The following is an 18,130-nucleotide window of genomic DNA, read 5'->3' as shown; positions in this document are numbered from 1 at the left end:
CCCTTTTCCTCCCGGCCGTGCCCGCATTCCCGCAGGCGCGCCGTTCCCCCTTTTCTCCTCGCGCCCGCGGAATTCCCTTTCCCCATCACCGCATTCCACGCGAGAGGTCCCTTTCCCATGCGTCCTTCGTCCGCTCTTTCGCGCCGCCTGGCCGTGGCCGCCACCGGTCTCGTCCTGACCACGGGCGTCGCCGCCTGCGCCGGACCCCAGGAGGCGGGCGACAAGGCCGGCTCCGGTACGGCCGCCGGCGCGGAGCCCCGGAAGGGCGGCACCCTCACCGTCCTCAACGCCGAGGCCCAGAGCGACTTCGACCCCGCCCGCCTCTACACCTCCGGCGGCGGCAACGTCCCCTCGCTCGTCTTCCGCACCCTCACCACGCGCAACCGCGAGGCCGGCGCCGCCGGCACCGAGGTCGTCCCCGACCTCGCCACCGACACCGGACGCCCCAACAAGGACGCCACCGAGTGGACGTACACCCTCAAGGAGGGGCTGAAGTACGAGGACGGCACCCCGATCACCAGCGCCGACGTCAAGTACGGCATCGAGCGCTCCTTCGCCGCCGAACTCTCCGGCGGCGCCCCCTACCTGCGCGACTGGCTCGTCGGCGGCGACACCTACCAGGGCTCCTACAAGGACCCGAAGGGCCTCGCCTCCATCGTCACCCCCGACCCGAGGACCATCGTCTTCAAACTGCGCAAGCCCGAGGGCGAGTTCCCCTTCGTCGCCACCCAGACCCAGTTCGCCCCCGTCCCCAAGGCCAAGGACACCGGAGCGAAGTACGAGGAGCACCCGGTCTCCTCGGGGCCGTACAAGGTCGTGGCGAACGAGAACGACGGCGAACGGCTCGTCCTGGAGCGCAACGAGCACTGGGACCCGAAGACCGACCCCGAGCGCAAGGCGTACCCGGACCGGATCGACGTCCGCTCCGGCCTCGACGAGGCCGTCATCAACCAGCGGCTCGCCACCTCCGCCGGCGCCGACGCCGCCGCCGTCACCACCGACACCAACCTCGGCCCCGCCGAACTCGCCCAGCTCGGCAGCGACCAGGAGCTCGCCGCCCGCGTCGGCACCGGCCGCTTCGGCTTCACCAACTACCTCGCCTTCAACCCCAAGGTGAAGCCCTTCGACAACCCGAAGGTCCGGCAGGCGATCTCGTACGCGATCAACCGCACCAGCGTCGTCAACGCCGCCGGCGGCTCCGCCCTCGCCGAGCCCGCCACCACCTTCCTCCCCGAGAAGAAGGCCTTCGGGTACGAGCCCTACGACCACTTCCCCGCCGGGAAGACCGGCGACCCGGCCAAGGCGAAGCAGCTCCTGAAGGAGGCCGGCTTCCCCGACGGCCTGAAGGTCACCCTGCTCCACTCCACCGCCCAGAACCGCGCCACCAGCCCCGAGATCGCCACCGCCGTCCAGGAGGCCCTCGCCAAGGCCGGCATCACCGTCGAACTCGACGGCCAGGAGCCCAACTCCTTCAACGAGAAGCGCTGGAGCGTCAAGGACGCCCCCGGCTTCTTCCTCTCCCGCTGGGGCGCCGACTGGCCCGCCGGCAGCGCCTTCCTCGCCCCCATCTTCGACGGCCGCCAGATCGTCACCGACGGCTCCAACTACAACCACGCCCAGCTGGACGACCCGGCGGTCAACAAGGAGATCGACGAGATCAGCAAGCTGACCGACCTCAAGGCCGCCGCCCCCCGCTGGGGCGCCCTCGACAAGAAGATCGGCGCGCAGGCCCTCGACGTTCCCCTCTTCCACCCCGTCTACAAGCGGCTCGTCGGCAAGTCCGTCAAGAACGTCGTCATCAGCGACTGGACCGGCGTCCTCGACATCTCCCAGGTCGCCGTCAAGTGACCCTCGTGACCGACGCACCGGTGCCCGTGGCGGACCTCCCCGCCACGGGCACCGCCCGGCAGGTGTGGCGACGGCTCCGCACCCGCCCGGCCGCCCTCGCCTCCGCCGCCGTCCTGCTCCTCCTCGTCCTCCTCGCCGCCGCCGCGCCGCTGATCGCCGCCCTCACCGGCCAGGACCCGTACGCCTACCACGACGACCTCGTCGACTCCGCCCGCGGCGGCGTCCCGTACGGCCCCTTCGGCGGCGCGAGCGCCGACCACTGGCTCGGCGTCGAACCCGGCACCGGCCGCGACCTCTTCACCCGCCTGCTGTACGGCGCCCGGATCTCGCTCCTCGTCGCCGTCGGCGCCACCGCCCTCCAGATCCTCATCGGCCTGCTCGTCGGCCTCGCCGCCGGCCTCGGCAGCCGCTGGGTCGACGGACTCCTCGGCCGCGCCACCGACGTCCTCGTCGCCCTGCCGATGCTCGTCCTCGCCATCGCGCTGACCGCCGTCGTCCCCCGCGGCTTCCCCCGCCCCCTGCTGCTGGTCCTCGTCATCGGCCTGCTCGGCTGGGCCGGCACCTCCCGGATCGTCCGCGCCCAGACCCTCGCCCTGAAGAACCTCGACTTCGTCGCCGCCGCCCGGCTCGCCGGGCACGGCCGCCGGCGCACCGCCCGCCGCGAACTCCTCCCGGCGCTCGCCGCCCCCGTCCTCACCTACGCGGCGATCCTCGTCCCCGCCAACATCGTCGTCGAGGCGTCCCTCTCCTTCCTCGGCGTGGGCGTCACCCCGCCCACCCCCTCCTGGGGGCAGATGCTCTCCACGGCCCAGACCTGGTTCCGCGCCGACCCCGCCTACGTGCTGCTGCCCTCCGGCTTCCTCTTCGTCACCGTGCTCGCCTCCACCGTCCTCGGCGACGCGGTCCGCACCGCCCTCGACCCGCGCGAGGCGAGCCGGCTGCGCGTCGGCACCGCCAAGGAGACCGGCCGATGACCACCTACCTGCTGCGCCGCCTCGCCGGCGCCGCCCTCGTCCTCCTCGCGCTCTCCGTCCTCGTGTACGCGCTCTTCTACGTCGTCCCCGGCGACCCCGCGAAGCTGGCCTGCGGCGAACGCTGCAACCCGGCGCAGATCGCCCAGGTCCGCACCCGACTCGGCCTGGAGGAAGGGGTGTTCAGCCAGTACCTGCACTTCCTCCAGGGCATCTTCGCGGGCCGCGACTACTCCACCGGCACCGGACTCGTCCACTGCGACGCGCCCTGCCTCGGGCTCTCCTACCAGACCGACCAGCAGGTCACCGCCCTCATCCTGGAACGGCTCCCCGCCACCGCCTCCCTCGCACTGGGCGCCCTCGTCGTCTGGCTCCTCGTCGGCGTCGGCACCGGTCTGCTCTCCGCGCTCCGCCGCGGCGGCCCCACCGAGCGGATCCTCACCGTCCTCACCCTCGCCGGCACCGGCACCCCCGTCTTCATCCTCGGCCTGCTCCTCCTCATGGCCGTCTGCGCCCAGCTCCAGTGGCTGCCCTTCCCCTCGTACGTGCCGCTCGGCGAGGACCCCGAGCAGTGGGCCTGGAACATGCTGCTGCCCTGGACCGCCCTCGGCCTCTTCGAATCCGCCAAGTACGCCCGCCTCACCCGTAGTTCCGTCCTGGAGACGCTCGCCGAGGACCACATCCGCACCTTCCGCGCCTACGGCGTCGCCGAGCGGACCCTCGTCACCCGGCACGCGCTGCGCGGCGCCGTCCCGCCCGTCATCGCCATCAGCGCCGTCGACCTCGGCTCCATGTTCGGCGGCGCCGTCCTCACCGAGTCGCTCTTCGGCATCCCCGGCCTCGGCCGCACCCTCATCGAGGGCGTCCGCCGGGTCGACCTGCCCGTGGTCGTCGGCGTCACCCTCGTCATGGGCCTCTTCGTCGTCCTCGCCGGGGTCCTCGCCGACCTGCTGCACGCCGCCGCCGACCGAAGGGTGGTCCTGAAGTGACCCCGACCGCCGACCGCCCGCTCGTCGACGTGCGGGACCTCACCGTCGAGTTCGACGCCGCCGACGGCACCGTACGGGCCGTGGACCGGCTCTCCCTCACCCTCGGCGCCGGCCGGTCCCTCGCCCTCGTCGGCGAGTCCGGCAGCGGCAAGTCCACCGTCGCCGCCGCCCTCCTCGGCCTCCACCGGGGCACCGGCGCCCGCGTCACCGGCACCGTCCTCGTCGACGGCACCGACCCCGCCACCGCCCCGCCCGCCGCCCTGCGCGGGCTGCGCGGCGGCACCGCCGCCATGGTCTTCCAGGACCCGCTCTCCGCCCTCGACCCCCACCTCGCCATCGGCGAGCAGATCGCCGGCGTCCACCGGCTCCACCACCCGGTCTCCCGCCGGGCCGCCCGCGCCCGCGCCGTCGAGGTCCTCGGCCGCGTCGGCATCCCCGACGCGGCCCGCCGGGCCCGCTCCCGCCCGCACGAGTTCAGCGGCGGCATGCGCCAGCGGGCCCTGCTCGCCATGGCCCTCGCCTGCGACCCCCGGCTGATCGTCGCCGACGAACCCACCACCGCCCTCGACGTCACCGTCCAGGCCCAGATCCTCGACCTCCTCCACGAGCTCCGCCACGAGACCGGCACCGCCCTCCTCCTCGTCACCCACGACGTCGGCGTCGCCGCCGAGAGCGCCGACGAGGTCCTCGTCATGCGCGGCGGCCGCGAGGTCGAACGCGGCCCCGTCGCCCGCGTCCTGACCGCCCCCGCCGCCCCGTACACCCGGCGGCTGCTCGACGCCGTGCCCCGCCTCGACGGACCGGCCCGCACCCCCGCCGCCCCGGCGAAGGGCGAGCTGCTCCTCGAAGCGACCGGTCTGCGGCGGGAGTTCGGACGCGGCAGGAGCGCCGTGACCGCCGTCGAGGACGCCTCCCTCACCCTCCGCGCGGGCGAGACCCTCGGCCTCGTCGGCGAGTCCGGCAGCGGCAAGACCACCCTCGGCCGGATGCTCGTCCGCCTCCTCGACCCCACCGGCGGCGAACTCCGCTACCGGGGCACCGAGATCGGCCGTCTGGACGAACGGGGACTGCGGCCCTTCCGGCGCGAACTCCAGCTCGTCTTCCAGGACCCCGCCTCCTCCCTCAACCCCCGCCGCACCATCGGCGCCTCCGTCGCCGACTTCGTCCCCCCGGGCGGGAGCGAGGCGCGGGTCCGCGCCCGCGTCCGCGACCTCCTCGACCGGGTCGGCCTCGACCCCGACCGGTACGACGCCTACCCGCACGAGTTCAGCGGCGGCCAGCGCCAGCGCGTCGGCATCGCCCGCGCCCTCGCCGCCGAACCCCGTGTCATCGTCTGCGACGAACCCGTCTCCGCCCTCGACGTCACCACCCAGGCCCAGGTCACCGCCCTGCTCACCGACCTCCAGGCCGAACTCGGCCTCGGCCTCGTCTTCATCGCCCACGACCTCGCCGTCGTCCGCCGGGTCAGCGACCGCGTCGCCGTCATGCGGGCCGGCCGGATCGTCGAACAGGGCGACGCGGCACAGGTCTACGACGCCCCCCGCGACCCCTACACCCGGCGGCTCCTCGCCGCCGTCCCCGCCCTCGACCCGGCCCTCGCCGAGGACCGCCGCGCCCACCGCGCCCGCCACCCCGAACCCGCCGGAACCTGACCTTCCGTCACCCGCCCGACGCGTAGCGCGACCGAACGCGACCGGACGGCGAAAGTTACGTGCATTCACCCCTTCCGGTGGTGCGACGGACAACCGTCCGTCGCGCCACCGGTCCCTGCGCTTACGTTCTTCCCGCTGCGGGATTCCCGGGACGGGAGACCCGCCAGGGAGACCAGCGCGCGCCACCGACGGGACCGGTGGGCGCCGTCGAAGAGGACCGGGGGTGGGTGCGCGTGCGGATCGGACTGATCACGGAGGGTGGTACCCCGTGCGCCTCCGGTGACACCGGCGCCTGGTGGCAGCGGCTCGTCCACGGCCTCGCGCCCCACGACTTCGACCTGTACGCCGTGGGCGGCCCCCTCCCCGCGGCCCCGCTGCCGCCCCACGTCCGGCCCGTCCCCGCCGCCGGCGAGGGCGCCCCGACCGCCGGACCGCACCCCCGCGCCGCCCGCCGCGCGCACGGCCGCCGCGACCGCCGCCGCTTCGCCGAGGCCTTCCACGCCCTCGCCACCGGCCTCACCGCCGAGGACGCCCCCGGGCACGCCCCCGGACCGGCCGCCGGGGACGACCCCGCGCACGCCTTCGCCACCGGCCTCGGCGCCCTCGCCGACCTCGCCCGCGACCGCGGCGGACTGCCCGGCGCGCTCCGCTCCGACGAGGCCGTCCGCCTCCTGGAGGACGCCTGCCGCGCCCCCCGCGCCCGCCGGGCCGCCGCCGCGGCCGGACTCCGCGACCTCCTCGCCTTCGCCGACCACCTGGAGCGGGCCCTGCGCCCCCTCTCCCTCGACTGGTACGACGAGACCGCGCTCGGCGCCGCCGACCTCTGCCACGCCACCGCCGGAGGCCCCGTCGCCCTCCCCGGCCTCCTGGCCAAACGCTTCTTCGGCACCCCGCTCCTCGTCACCGAGTACGGCGTCGGCCTGCGCTCCCACTACCTCGCCGGGCCCGGCGCCGACGGCCGCTCCACCGCCCTGCGCACCCTGCTCGCCGCCCTCCACGGCCGCCTCGCGGGGGAGACGTACCGCGCCGCCGACCTCCTCACCCCGGGCAACGCCCACGCCCGCCGCTGGCAGGAACGGCTCGGCGCCGGCCGCGACCGGGTCCGCACCGTCCACCCCGGCATGCCCGCCGAGCGCTTCGCCGAGGTCGGCGAGGACGAGGAGAGCGGCGAGCCCGGCACCCTCGTGTGGATCGGCCGGGTCGAGCCCGCCAAGGACCTCGTCGCCCTCCTCCACGCCTTCGCCGACCTCCGCGCCCGGCAGCCCGGCACCCGGCTGCGGATCGTCTCCGTCCCCGCCGAGCCGGCCGGGCCCGGCGGGGACGGAGACCCCTGCGCCTACCTCGCGCAGTGCGCCGCGCTCGCCGCCCAGCTCTTCCCCGACGAGGCCACGGGCGCCCACGCCGTCGGAGAGAACCCCGTCTCCTTCGAGGAGCTCGGCGGCCCCGAGGCCCCCACCCTGGAGGACGTCTACGCCTCCGCCGCCGTCGTCGTCCTCTCCAGCACCGTCGAGGGCTTCCCCGCCAGCCTCGTCGAGGCCATGTTCTGCGCCCGCGCCACCGTCTCCACCGACGTCGGCGCGGTCGTCGAGATCATCGGCGGCACCGGACTCGTCGTCCCCCCGCGCAACCCCCGCGCGCTCGCCGACGCCTGCCTCGCGCTGCTGCGCGACCCCGGCCGCCGCCACCGGCTCGGCGCCGCCGCCCGCGCCCGCGCGCTCGAACTCTTCACCGTCGACCAGAACCTCGCCGCGTTCCGCGGCATCTATCTGGAGCTCCTCTCCCACGCGCCCGCACGCCACCGCGGCGGTTCCGACGTGCCCTTCGCCCACCCCGCCGAGGCCCACCTCCCCGGCAGCTGGACGCCGAAGGCCGTCCCCGCGGGCACAGGAGCCCCCGATGCCTGAAGGAGGCACCCCCATGCGCGGCCCCGCCGCCCCGACGAGCCCCGGAGCCTGGGACGCCCGCTCCGAGGCCCTCCTCGGCGCCCCCGCGGCGGACACGGAACCCGCACCCCCCGCCATAGCCCCGGGGCCCGCGAGCCCGCTCCCCACCCTCGACCTCCACGCCGACCCCCGCCCCGGCCCGGAACCGTTCCCCGCCGGGGCGACCGCCCTCGACGACCTCCTCTCCGCCTTCGGCCCGCCCCGCCCGACCCCGCCCGCCCGGCCCCGGGCCGCCGCCGGACCGGAAGCCGCGCCCGAGGACGGGCCGGCGGACGGGGAGGAATCGGCGGACGGCGAAGAATCGGCGGACGGCGACGGACCGGTGGACGGCGACGGAGCCTCCGGGGACGAGCCCGGGGCCGGGGCCGCTCCGGAGGCCGGGCACGAGCCCGGTCCGGCGGAGTCCGCGCTCGACTCCGCACCCGAACCCGCCCCCGTACCCGAGCCTGCCCCCGTACCCACGCCCGCCCCGCTCTCCAGAGAGGCCGGAGACCCCGGCGGCCCCGTGGCCCCCGGTCCCGGGATCGCCTGGGGTGCCCCGCCCGAGCCCGTCGTCGAGGCCGTCGCCGAGGCCCCCGCCGGGAAGGGGCGGCGCGGCGGGGACCCCGTCAAGGTGCTCATGCACCGGCACCGGGAGCTGTGCGCCCGCGCCGTCGACCCGCTGGAGATCGCCGCCGGGCTCGAAGCGCTGGGGTTCACCGACCGGACCGCCGCCCGCCACCGGCACCGCGACGTCTTCTCCCTCGCCGAGGAGCTGTACGCGCGCGTGCCCCGCCGGCACCAGGAGGCCGCCCCCGCCGAGGAGGCCCCGGAGCCCCGCGCCCCGTGGGTGCTCGCCGCGCTCGCCCCCGGTGCCGCCGCGGCCCTGCTGGTGCCCGCCCTCGCGCACCTCCACGGCGCCGCCCTGCTCGCCGCCGGGACCGCGGGGGCGCTCGGCCTCGCCGCCGCGCTCGTCCTCGCCGTCCGGCGCGGCCCGCTGCGCGCCGAGGCCGCCGCGCCCGCAGCCCGGCTCTGGACCCTGTGGCTCCTCGCGTACGCCGTCGCGGGCGACGGGTTCCTGGCACAGGTGCTCGTCGGCGGCCCCGACGACGGCTGGGAGCTGACCCCCGGCCCGCTCCTCGGGCTGGCGCTCGCCGTCGTGCCCGCCGCCTGGTGCGCCCGCCTCTTCGCCGACCGGGCCCGCCGCCGGATCGCCACCGGCCGCGGCCTCGCCGACTTCGCCGCCGGCGCGCGCGCGTGGCTGCTCGCCGCCGTCCTCCTCCACCTCGCCGCCCTCGCCGTGCTGCTCGCGCCCACCGGCCCCGCCGCCGGACCGCTCGCCCTCGGCTCCCTGCTCCTCCTCGCCCGGCTGCTCGCCGTCCACGGACACCCCGGGACGGCAGCCGCCGCCCTCGCCGCCGCCTGCGCCGCCGAAGTCCTCGGCGTCGCGAGCGTGCTGGCCGCCCGGCTCCCCCTCCCCGGCTTCGACGCGCTCGCCGTCCCCGTGCGGACCGCTGTCGCCGCCTGGGGCCCGGGCGCCCTCCCCGCGCTCGCCTGCGGAGCCGCCGCGCTCGGCCTGCTGGCCCACGCCACCACCGTCCTCACCCGGGCCTCGGCCCACACCACCCCCTGACCCCGGTGTTCCCGCGGAGCCGACGCCGCGGGCGCCCGGCCCCCGACTCATCACCCCAAGGAGAACGAAGACCATGACCCCTCACTCCCCAGCACCGGCCGGTCGGCACGAAGGGGCCGCACGATGAGGGTGCTACTGCTCGGAGCCAACGGCTTCATCGGCCGCTTCGTCGCCGACCGGCTGCTCGCCGACCCGGCGGTCCACCTCACGGCCCTCGGCCGCGGCGACGACGCCGACGTCCGCTTCGACCTCGCCACCGGCAGCCCCGGAGCGCTCACCCGCTTCCTGGACGCCGTCCACCCCGGCGTGGTCGTCAACTGCGCGGGCGCCACCCGCGGCGGCGCCCGCGAGCTGACCCGGCACAACACCGTCGCCGTCGCCACCGTCTGCGAGGCCCTGCGCCGCAGCGGCTGCGGCGCCCGGCTCGTCCAGGTCGGCTGCGCCTCCGAGTACGGGCCCAGCCAGCCCGGCTCCTCCACCGCCGAGGACGCGGTGCCGCGCCCCGGCGGCCCGTACGGGGTCTCCAAGCTCGCCGCCACCGAACTCGTCCTCGGCTCCGGCCTCGACGCCGTCGTCCTGCGGGTCTTCTCGCCGGTCGGCCCCGGCACCCCGGCCGGCTCCCCGCTCGGCCGGCTCGCCGAGGCGATGCGCCGCGCCATGCAGGCCGGCGACGGCGAACTCAAGCTCAGCGGCCTCGGCGTGCAGCGGGACTTCGTGGACGTCCGGGACGTGGCCCGCGCCGTCCACGCCGCCTCCCTGTCCGCCGCCCAGGGCGTCGTCAACATCGGTACGGGACGGGCCGTCCGGCTCCGCGACGCCGCCGCCGTCCTCGCCAGGGTCGCCGGCTACGCGGGCAACCTCCACGAGGTCGACGCCCCGCACGGCATGCCGCAGCGGCCCGTCATCGGCGCCCCGCGCACCGAGGCGACCATCGCCGAACAGCTGGCCTCCGCCCCCTTCCCGTACCCCGACGGCTGCGGGCCCTGGCAGCAGGCCGACGTGCGCACCGCCCGGGACCGGCTCGGCTGGCGCCCCCGGATCAACCTGGAGGAGTCGCTCGCCGACATCTGGATGGAGGCGGCGTGTCGCATCTGACCGCCGCCGGCACGGTCCGGGCGCTCGGCGTGGGCGCCCCGGGCTACGCCCACCCGCTGCTCGCCCCGGTCGAGTGGGCCGAACTGGCCCGGCCCGGCACCCCCGTCCACTGGGCGGTGCTCAACGTCTCCGACGGCCCCGGCAGCCGCCCCGACCCGCACTGCCTGGAGGCCGCCGGGAGGCTGCGCCACGCGGGCGTGCGGGTCCTCGGGCACCTGGACCTGGCCCACGGCTCGCGGCCCTTCGGCGAGCTGGTGTCGCAGGCCCAGCGCTTCGTCGACTGGTACCGGGTCGGCGGCTTCTACCTGGACCGCTGTCCCACGGACCGGACGGACCTGCCCGGAGTGAGGAGGACCACGGCGACCCTGTCGGCGCTCCTCGGCGGCGACTCCCACCTCGTCCTGGGCCAGGGCAGCCATCCGCACCCCGGCTACGCGGAGGCGGCGGACCAGCTCGTGACCTTCTCCGGCGCCTGGGCGGACTACCGCTGGTCGCAGGTGGCCGAGTGGACGGCGGACCACCCGGAGGGGAAGTTCGCGCACTTCGTCCACGGGGTGCCGCGCACCCACCTCGACGAGGCGCTGCGGATCGCCCGCTGGCAGGGCGCGGGCACCATCTTCTTCACCGACCGCCCGGGAGGGACGGGGGCGGCCGGGGGGCTCGTGCCCTCCGGGGGACCCGGAAGGCCCGGCGGCCTCGGCGGCCCAGGCGGTCTCGGCGGACCCGGGGGACGAAACAGCGCATTTCACTCGCTGCCCGGCTACTGGGACGAAATCGTCTCGCGTATCGGACCGGGTGTCTCGGAATGAGGAGGGGCGTGGCAGTGTTACGGGGAGAACAACCGTACTGACATACCGACCAACGGAGTCCCCGTGTCGCTGCCACCCCTGGTCGAGCCGGCTGCCGAGCTCACCGTAGACGAGGTCCGCAGGTACTCCCGCCACCTGATCATCCCCGACGTGGGCATGGACGGGCAGAAGCGGCTCAAGAACGCCAAGGTGCTCGCCGTGGGCGCCGGCGGCCTCGGCTCGCCGGCCCTCATGTACCTGGCCGCGGCCGGTGTCGGCACGCTCGGCATCGTGGAGTTCGACGAGGTCGACGAGTCGAACCTCCAGCGCCAGATCATCCACAGCCAGGCCGACATCGGCCGGTCCAAGGCGGAGTCGGCGCGCGACAGCGTGCTCGGCATCAACCCGTACGTGAACGTGGTCCTTCACGAGGAGCGGCTGGAAGCCGACAACGTGATGGACATCTTCAGCCAGTACGACCTGATCGTCGACGGCACCGACAACTTCGCCACCCGCTACCTGGTGAACGACGCCTGCGTGCTGCTGAACAAGCCGTACGTGTGGGGCTCGATCTACCGCTTCGACGGCCAGGCCTCCGTCTTCTGGTCCGAGCACGGTCCCTGCTACCGCTGCCTCTACCCGGAGCCCCCGCCGCCGGGCATGGTCCCCTCCTGCGCCGAGGGCGGCGTCCTGGGCGTGCTCTGCGCGTCCATCGGCTCCATCCAGGTCAACGAGGCCATCAAGCTCCTCGCCGGCATCGGCGAGCCGCTGGTCGGCCGCCTGATGATCTACGACGCCCTGGAGATGCAGTACCGCCAGGTGAAGGTCCGCAAGGACCCGAACTGCGCGGTCTGCGGCGAGAACCCGACCGTCACCGAGCTCATCGACTACGAGGCCTTCTGCGGCGTCGTGTCCGAGGAGGCCCAGGAGGCGGCGCTCGGCTCCACGATCACTCCGAAGCAGCTCAAGGAGTGGATCGACGAGGGCGAGAACATCGACATCATCGACGTCCGCGAGGTCAACGAGTACGAGATCGTCTCGATCCCCGGTGCCCGTCTGATCCCGAAGAACGAGTTCCTGATGGGCAACGCCCTCCAGGACCTGCCGCAGGACAAGAAGATCGTCCTGCACTGCAAGACGGGTGTCCGCAGCGCGGAGGTCCTCGCCGTGCTCAAGTCCGCGGGCTTCGCGGACGCCGTGCACGTCGGCGGCGGCGTCATCGGCTGGGTCCACCAGATCGAGCCCGAGAAGCCGGTCTACTAGGAACGGCGGCGCGACGGCGCGCGGAGGGCCCCGGACCGGGTGACGGTCCGGGGCCCTCCGGCCGTCCCGCGCCCCGCCCTCCGCTCCTCGCAGACGGCTGTCGCGTGCGGACGGCCGTCACGCGTGGGCGGCCGTCACTTGCAGACGGTCCCGGAGGCGGGCACCTTCCCCTCCAGGAGGTAGCCGTCGACGGCCTTCTTCACGCAGCCGCTGCCGCCGTTGTACGCGCCGTGGCCCTCGCCCTCGTACGTCAGCTCCACGCCGACGCCGTCGCCCAGCGCCTTCACCATCGCGCGGGCGCCCTCGTACGGGGTCGCCGGGTCGCCGGTGTTGCCGACCACCAGGATCGGCGCCGAGCCGGGCGCCGACACGTCCGGGTGCTCCCACAGGCCCGGCACTGGCCACTGCGAACAGCTCGACAGGGCCCAGCCCATGAAGTCGCCGAAGACCGGGGACGCCTCGCGGAACCCGGGCAGCCGCTCCTTCGCCTGGCCGAGGGTGTAGCGCTCCTGGAAGTCGACGCAGTTGATGGCGGCGTTGGCGGCCTGGATGTTGCTGTAGCTGCCGTTCTCGCCGCGCCCGTTCATGGAGTCGGACAGGGCCAGCAGCAGCGCGCCGTCGCCGCCGTCCGCGGCCTCCAGGCCCTGCTCCAGATAGGGCCAGAAGTCCTTCGAGTACAGCGACTGGGCGATGCCGTTGGTGGCCTGGGTCTGCGTGAGCTTCCGGCTGCCGATGCCGGCGATCGGCTCCTCGTCGAGCCGGGCCAGGAGGTCGGTCACGCCCTTCTCGACCTCGGCGACCGTCGAGCCCGGCAGCGCGCACTCGTCGCCCCGGTCCACGCAGTCCTGGGCGAAGTTGTCCAGCGCCAGCTGGAAGCCCTTCGCCTGGCCGAGGGCGCCCTCCTCGACGCCCGCGTCCGGGTCGACGACGGCGTCGAAGACGGCCCGGCCCACCCGCTCCGGGAAGAGGTGGGCGTAGACGCCGCCGAGCTCGGTGCCGTACGAGATGCCGAAGTAGTGCAGCTTGTCGTCGCCGAGGACCTGGCGCAGCAGGTCCATGTCCCGGGCCGCGTTCTCCGTGCCGACGTGCGGCAGGACCTCGCCGGCGTCCTTCTCGCAGCCCGCCGCGTACCTCTTCTGCGCGTCGGACAGCGTCCGCTCCTCGGCCTGGTCGTCCGGGGTGAAGTCCAGCGCGTAGTAGGCGTCCAGCTCCTTGTCGGTGGCGCACTCCACGGGCTCGCTGCGGCCGACGCCGCGCGGGTCGAAGGAGACCAGGTCGTAGCGGGAGCGCAGGGACTCGTAGTCCTGGGCGAAGCCCGGCAGGCCGGTGACGCCGGAGCCGCCGGGACCGCCGAAGTTGAAGACCAGCGAACCGATCCGCCGGGGCGTGTCCTTCGCCCGCGCCCGGATCAGCGCCAGCTCGATCGTCTCGCCCTCGGGCCACGACCAGTCCAGCGGCGTCCTGAGGAAGGCGCACTGCCAGGCCGCGCCGCCGGGCAGCGGGGTGGGGGCGTCGCCGCCGCCCTCCGCCGCGGACGGCGGCGGGCAGGCGGCCCATTCGAGGCTCTGCTCCGTCAGCGCCGACAGGCCGCCGGTGCCGGTGGGGCGGGCGGCCGCCGGGGTCCCGTCGCCGGAGTCGTCCGAGCAGCCGGCCAGGAGCAGGACGGCGGAGGCGGTGAGGGCGGCGGCGCGCTGGGCGGCGGAGATCGGCATGCCCTCATGCTCCGCCGCCCGCCCCGTCCCCGCGCGGGACGCACCCCCAAGCGGGTGTCCGGCCGACGCGGTCAGCGGCCCCGCGGCCCCGGCCCCGACGCCTGCGCCGCTCCCGGCATCGTCCCCGCCCCCGGCGTCCGCCCCGGCATCGTCACCGCTCCCGCTCCCGCCACCGTCTCCGCCGCCCGCAGGCCCGAGGCGACGCAGGCGGCCACGCCGAGCAGTGGGTACGGCTCCGACGCGCCTCCCGCAACCCCCGGGCCGCCGCACGGCACCACCGCCCCGCCCTGGCCTTCGCCACCGCCGCGCTCGCCCTCGGCCTGCCGCTCCTGGCCGCGGCCCCGTGGCTGCTCGTCGCCGCGGCCCTCATGGCGCCCTTCCTCGCGGTGAACGTCCTCCACGCCCGCCGCAACCGGGAGCGGGCCCTCGTCAACGGCCTCGCCGCCGTCGTCCCCGCCTGCGGGATGCTGCTCGTCGCCCACCGGGCGGGCGGCGGCACGCTCGCCGAGGGGCTCGCCCCCGCGCTCGCCTGCCTGCTGTACTTCGCCGGCACCGTCCCGTACGTGAAGACGATGATCCGCGAGCGGCGGTCGGAGGCGTACCGCAGGGGCTCGGTCGCCCACCACGCGGCGGCGCTGGTCGCGGCGGCCCTGCTGGACCCCTGGCTGGCCGTCCCCTCTGCTTGCTACCTCGCCCGCGCCGCCGTCCTGCCCGGCCGGGGCCTGAAGGTGGCGGTGGTGGGCGCCGCCGAGGTCGGCTGCTCGGTGCTGCTGCTCGGCTTCCTCGTCGCCCTCCACGGGTGAGCCGGAGGACGCGGCCGGAGGGCGCGGGCTACAGCGCCTCCCGCTTCGTCAGCCAGTTGAAGCAGATCCAGCCCGGCAGGACCGGCAGCCACAGGGTCAGCAGCCGGTAGAGGAGGACCGCCGGGGTGGCGACCTCGAAGGGCAGGCCCACCGTGACCAGGCCGAGGGTGAGCGCGCCCTCGACCGCGCCGACGCCGCCGGGCGTCGGCGCCGCCGAGCCCAGGGCGTTGCCCGCGAGGAAGACCACGGCCACGCTCGCGTAGCTGATCGACACGTTCCCGTGCCCGAAGGCCCGGATCGACGCGTCCAGGCAGAGGACGAACGCACCGGTCAGCAGCAGCATCCCGCCGATGCCCGTCACCAGCTTCATCGGCCGCTGGAGCACGTCCAGCATGCGCGGCACCACGCCCGCGAAGAGCGACCGCAGCCGGGTCGAGACGAACTTCCGCATGAACGGGATCGCCGTCACCACGAGCACCAGCACCGCGACCGTCAGCAGACCCGCGATGACCGTCCTCGACGGGGTGAACGACTGCGACTTCTCGGTGCCCGTCAGATAGCCGAAGGAGAGCAGCAGCAGGATGTGCGCCCCCAGCCCGAAGAGCTGCGAGGCGCCGACGCTCGCCACCGCGAGCCCCGGGCGCACGCCCGCGCGCTGGAGGAAGCGGGTGTTGAGCGCGACGCCGCCGACCGCCGCCGGGGCGACGATCTTCACGAACGAACCGGCGACCTGCGCCACCACCGTCCGCCAGAACCCGACCCGCTCCGGCACGAAGCCGAGCAGGCTCATCGCCGCCGCCACGTAGCTGAACGAGGAGAAGAACACCGCCGCCGCCACCCACCGCCAGTCCGCCTCGCCGATCGTGGACAGCGGCGTCCGGGCGATCTGCGACAGCAGGAAGTACGCGGCGACCGCACCCGCGATCATCGAGATCAGCGTCCGCGGCTTGATCCTCTCCAGCCGCACCGGCTCCACCGGGGCCTGCGGCCGGATCAGCAGCACCTGCCGGCGGATCTGCGCGAGCAGGTCCTCCTCGCGGGCCTCGTCCAGGGCCTCGTCGAGCGCCCGCTTCTCCGCCTTCTTGTCGGCCTTCTTCTCGGCCTTCTCGGCCTTCGGGTCGGCCCCGGCCGCCGGCAGCCCCGCGTGCGCCGCGGCCTTGGCCCGCTCCCGCTCCCGCTTCGCCGCCTCGGAGGCCGCGAGGACCGCCTCCCGCTCCCGCTGCGAACGCTCCCGCGCCAGCCTGCGCAGGGTGGCACGGGTCGACCGGCTCAGCGCGATCGGCTGGAGCAGCGGCAGACAGTCCGCCACCGCGTCCGGACCCAGCACCTCCACGGCCGCCGCCACCGCCCGCTCCGCCCCGACCCGCAGGCCCAGGGTGGTCAGGAACTGGGCGATGTCCATCCGCAGCACCAGATCGCCCGCCGCGATCTCGCCGCCCCGCAGATCCGTCAGGAACACCCTGCCGGAACGATCCACCAGGATCGCGTCCCCCGACAGCCTGCGGTGCGCGATCCGCCGCGACTGGAGCGCCCGCACCTGTCGCCACGCGCTGCGCACCAGCTCGTCGGTGACCTCGTCGTCGTCCAGCGAGTCCAGGCTCCGCCCGCCGATGTGCTCGTACACGAGCATCACCGCGTCCGGCCCCAGCTCCGAGGTGGCGATCAGCTTCGGCGCGTTCGCCCCCGCCGCGATCGCCGCGTACGCGAGCAGCGCCTCCTGCTCCAGGGCTTGCCGCAGCGAGACGATCGAGCGGCGGGTGGTCACCGTCCGCAGGGTGATCCGCCGCCACAGCCGGTAGAAGAAGCCGTGCGCCTGCTGCTCCCGGTCCACGACCGTCACGTCCAGCGGCGCGCCCTCCTCCAGCGTCACGAGGTACCGGCGGCCCCGGTCCCCGCTCTCCGCGGTCTCCGGCATCTCCTCCGCGCGCAGCGCCGTCACCGGCCGGAAGCCGACCCGGCGCAGTCCGGCGAGGAGGGTCTGGCCGGTCGGCCGGACGTTCGGCGAGCCGACCGCGTACAGCGTGCCGTACGCCACCGTCCAGCCGATCAGCACGGTGAGGATGATCGAGAAGGCGGTGGTGTAGCCGGCCACCAGCATGGTGAAGGCGTCGAGCAGCAGCACCAGCCACAGCGAGAACCGCCAGCGCGGTCTGCGGGCCATCCCCACGGCCGTCATGTACGCGATCACCGGCGCGAGGTAGTTGTGCACCGGGTCCGTCAGCCCGCCGCCGCTCGCCGGCTGGGTCAGCGCGTCCTGGATGGTGTCCGGGGCGGCCTTCGCCACCCACAGGTCGATCGCGAGGGTGACGCCGTGCGCGAGGACGGCCGCGAGCACGCCGTCGGCGATCCGCAGCCCGTCCCGTTTCACCAGCCGCTCGATGGCGAACGCCACCGGCAGCACCAGGATCGCGATCGACGAGACGAGCCCGGCGATCTTGACGAAGACGTCGGGGGCGCCGACCGCCCCCTTGTTGATGTCCTGCTCCAGGCCGGAGGTGGTGCCGTGGGCGAAGGCGGCGATGGCGAGGACGACGGCGATGGCGAGCACCCCGGCGAGCAGGCGCATCAGGTCGGAGGGCCGGTGGACACGGGCCGCGAGCAGCGGTTCGTCGCCGGAGACCCGCTCGGGCACGTCGGGCCGAGCCTCACCCGGAGGCTGTGTGTCCTGACCCATCACCATGTCCGTCTCTGCGCGTACTTCTGCTTGCGTCTGCCGCTGTCGATCTCGTATCACCAGTCACCGCCCGCACGATGGTGGCACGAAGAACCGCCCCGCGGAGGCATCAGGGCCATGTCGGTGCGGTGAGGCAGGATGTGACGGACGAGCCGGGAGGGACCCATGGGGCAGACCGCAGCGGGCGGAGCGGACGACTCCGCCCAGGAGGGGGAGCTGCCCCCCTACGCGGAGGCGGTGCTCGACGTCGCCGACGGCATTCCGCCGGGCCGCGTGATGACGTACGGCGACGTCGCCGAGTGGCTCGGCGAGGGCGGCCCCCGCCAGGTCGGCCGCGTGATGGCGCTCTACGGCGGGGCCGCCCCGTGGTGGCGCGTCGTCCGCTCCGACGGCACCCTGCTGCCCGGCCACGAGCTGCGGGCCCTCGGCCACTACCGCGCCGAGGGCACCCCCCTGCGCGAACGCGGCCCGTCCGCCGGGGACCACCTCCCGAGGATCGACATGCGCCGGGCCCGCTGGGACGGGACCGCCCCGGACGGGACCGCCCCGGGTGAGCCGGACCGCGCGGGGCCCGACGCCTGAGGGTCCGGCGTCCGGGAGCCAGGTCCCGGACGGCACGGCTCCGGAGGCGGGCGTGCGGGATCTCACACGGGCCCCCGCGGGCCCGGTGGGGCGGGGTGCCGGGGCCGTCCGGTCCGGGAGACCGGGCCCCGCGGCGGCCCGGTTTCGCGTAACGTCGGCGGGCGCGACCGGTCCGGCGACGGCGCGCGGAGCGGTACG

At 75.3% G+C, this 18,130-nt stretch carries 13 protein-coding genes; 11 read left to right on the top strand and 2 right to left on the bottom strand.

Annotated elements, in window-relative coordinates:
* The first annotated feature begins 117 nt into the window (after positions 1-117).
* The 9 genes from IE326_RS06345 (at position 118) to moeZ (ending at position 12,161) form a co-directional block, all read left to right on the top strand.
* Entirely contained in the window at positions 118-1,848 is a 1,731-nt protein-coding gene (locus IE326_RS06345; RefSeq protein WP_190041023.1) for an ABC transporter substrate-binding protein, read from the top strand.
* Positions 1,845-2,822 (top strand): ABC transporter permease, encoded by a 978-nt coding sequence (locus tag IE326_RS06340; RefSeq protein WP_190041022.1) that lies wholly within the window; start codon positions 1,845-1,847, stop codon positions 2,820-2,822. The genes IE326_RS06345 and IE326_RS06340 overlap by 4 nt, the downstream gene beginning before the upstream one ends.
* Positions 2,819-3,808, top strand: coding sequence for an ABC transporter permease (locus IE326_RS06335; RefSeq protein WP_150231465.1), 990 nt, complete (start codon positions 2,819-2,821; stop codon positions 3,806-3,808). The genes IE326_RS06340 and IE326_RS06335 overlap by 4 nt, the downstream gene beginning before the upstream one ends.
* A complete protein-coding gene (locus IE326_RS06330; protein ID WP_190041021.1) occupies positions 3,805-5,460 on the top strand; it encodes a dipeptide ABC transporter ATP-binding protein in 1,656 nt (551 codons plus the stop codon). The genes IE326_RS06335 and IE326_RS06330 overlap by 4 nt, the downstream gene beginning before the upstream one ends.
* A 233-nt stretch (positions 5,461-5,693) precedes the next feature.
* Positions 5,694-7,364: a glycosyltransferase gene (locus IE326_RS06325; RefSeq protein WP_190041020.1), complete on the top strand. Its 1,671-nt coding sequence runs from the start codon at positions 5,694-5,696 to the stop codon at positions 7,362-7,364.
* Positions 7,357-9,015: a hypothetical protein gene (locus IE326_RS40530; protein ID WP_308440300.1), complete on the top strand. Its 1,659-nt coding sequence runs from the start codon at positions 7,357-7,359 to the stop codon at positions 9,013-9,015. The genes IE326_RS06325 and IE326_RS40530 overlap by 8 nt, the downstream gene beginning before the upstream one ends.
* 123 nt (positions 9,016-9,138) lie before the next feature.
* Positions 9,139-10,110, top strand: a complete 972-nt coding sequence (locus tag IE326_RS06315) for an NAD-dependent epimerase/dehydratase family protein (RefSeq protein ID WP_150231471.1) — start codon at positions 9,139-9,141, stop codon at positions 10,108-10,110.
* A complete protein-coding gene (locus IE326_RS06310; protein WP_190041019.1) occupies positions 10,098-10,919 on the top strand; it encodes a spherulation-specific family 4 protein in 822 nt (273 codons plus the stop codon). Before IE326_RS06315 ends, IE326_RS06310 begins: the two co-directional genes overlap by 13 nt.
* 63 nt (positions 10,920-10,982) lie before the next feature.
* On the top strand, positions 10,983-12,161 hold the full coding sequence (moeZ, locus tag IE326_RS06305) for an adenylyltransferase/sulfurtransferase MoeZ (protein WP_150231474.1): 1,179 nt from the start codon (positions 10,983-10,985) through the stop codon (positions 12,159-12,161).
* A 134-nt stretch (positions 12,162-12,295) separates the two neighbouring features.
* On the opposite strand, the gene IE326_RS06300 is transcribed toward moeZ, so the two are convergent.
* Entirely contained in the window at positions 12,296-13,873 is a 1,578-nt protein-coding gene (locus IE326_RS06300; protein WP_190041018.1) for an alpha/beta hydrolase, read from the bottom strand.
* Between the two features lie 101 nt (positions 13,874-13,974).
* Here IE326_RS06300 and IE326_RS06295 point away from each other — a divergent pair, with 101 nt between their 5' ends.
* Positions 13,975-14,676 carry a YwiC-like family protein gene (locus IE326_RS06295; RefSeq protein ID WP_190042162.1) on the top strand — a complete coding sequence of 234 codons (702 nt, stop codon included), beginning with the start codon at positions 13,975-13,977 and terminating at the stop codon, positions 14,674-14,676.
* A gap of 28 nt (positions 14,677-14,704) precedes the next feature.
* Here the strand turns inward: IE326_RS06295 and IE326_RS06290 are convergent, their stop codons facing one another.
* Positions 14,705-17,356, bottom strand: a complete 2,652-nt coding sequence (locus IE326_RS06290; RefSeq protein ID WP_150231481.1) for a lysylphosphatidylglycerol synthase transmembrane domain-containing protein — start codon at positions 17,354-17,356, stop codon at positions 14,705-14,707.
* Between the two features lie 159 nt (positions 17,357-17,515).
* Here IE326_RS06290 and IE326_RS06285 point away from each other — a divergent pair, with 159 nt between their 5' ends.
* A complete protein-coding gene (locus tag IE326_RS06285; RefSeq protein ID WP_150231483.1) occupies positions 17,516-17,932 on the top strand; it encodes an MGMT family protein in 417 nt (138 codons plus the stop codon).
* The last annotated feature ends 198 nt before the right edge of the window (positions 17,933-18,130 follow it).

This window comes from Streptomyces filamentosus (genome assembly GCF_014654895.1).
GTDB lineage: Bacteria > Actinomycetota > Actinomycetes > Streptomycetales > Streptomycetaceae > Streptomyces > Streptomyces filamentosus.
Note: the sequence above shows the minus strand (reverse complement) of the source record. Positions and strands in the feature narration are given on the sequence as shown.

What these genes read in the sequence shown, in the direction of transcription:
- IE326_RS06345 (WP_190041023.1), top strand. Translation starts at nt 118, where the DNA reads ATGCGTCCTTCGTCCGCTCTTTCGCGCCGCCTGGCCGTGGCCGCCACC.
- IE326_RS06335 (WP_150231465.1), top strand. Translation starts at nt 2,819, where the DNA reads ATGACCACCTACCTGCTGCGCCGCCTCGCCGGCGCCGCCCTCGTCCTC.
- IE326_RS06315 (WP_150231471.1), top strand. Translation starts at nt 9,139, where the DNA reads ATGAGGGTGCTACTGCTCGGAGCCAACGGCTTCATCGGCCGCTTCGTC.
- IE326_RS06300 (WP_190041018.1), bottom strand. Translation starts at nt 13,873, where the DNA reads ATGCCGATCTCCGCCGCCCAGCGCGCCGCCGCCCTCACCGCCTCCGCC.
- IE326_RS06285 (WP_150231483.1), top strand. Translation starts at nt 17,516, where the DNA reads ATGGGGCAGACCGCAGCGGGCGGAGCGGACGACTCCGCCCAGGAGGGG.
- IE326_RS40530 (WP_308440300.1), top strand. Translation starts at nt 7,357, where the DNA reads ATGCCTGAAGGAGGCACCCCCATGCGCGGCCCCGCCGCCCCGACGAGC.
- IE326_RS06290 (WP_150231481.1), bottom strand. Translation starts at nt 17,356, where the DNA reads ATGGTGATGGGTCAGGACACACAGCCTCCGGGTGAGGCTCGGCCCGAC.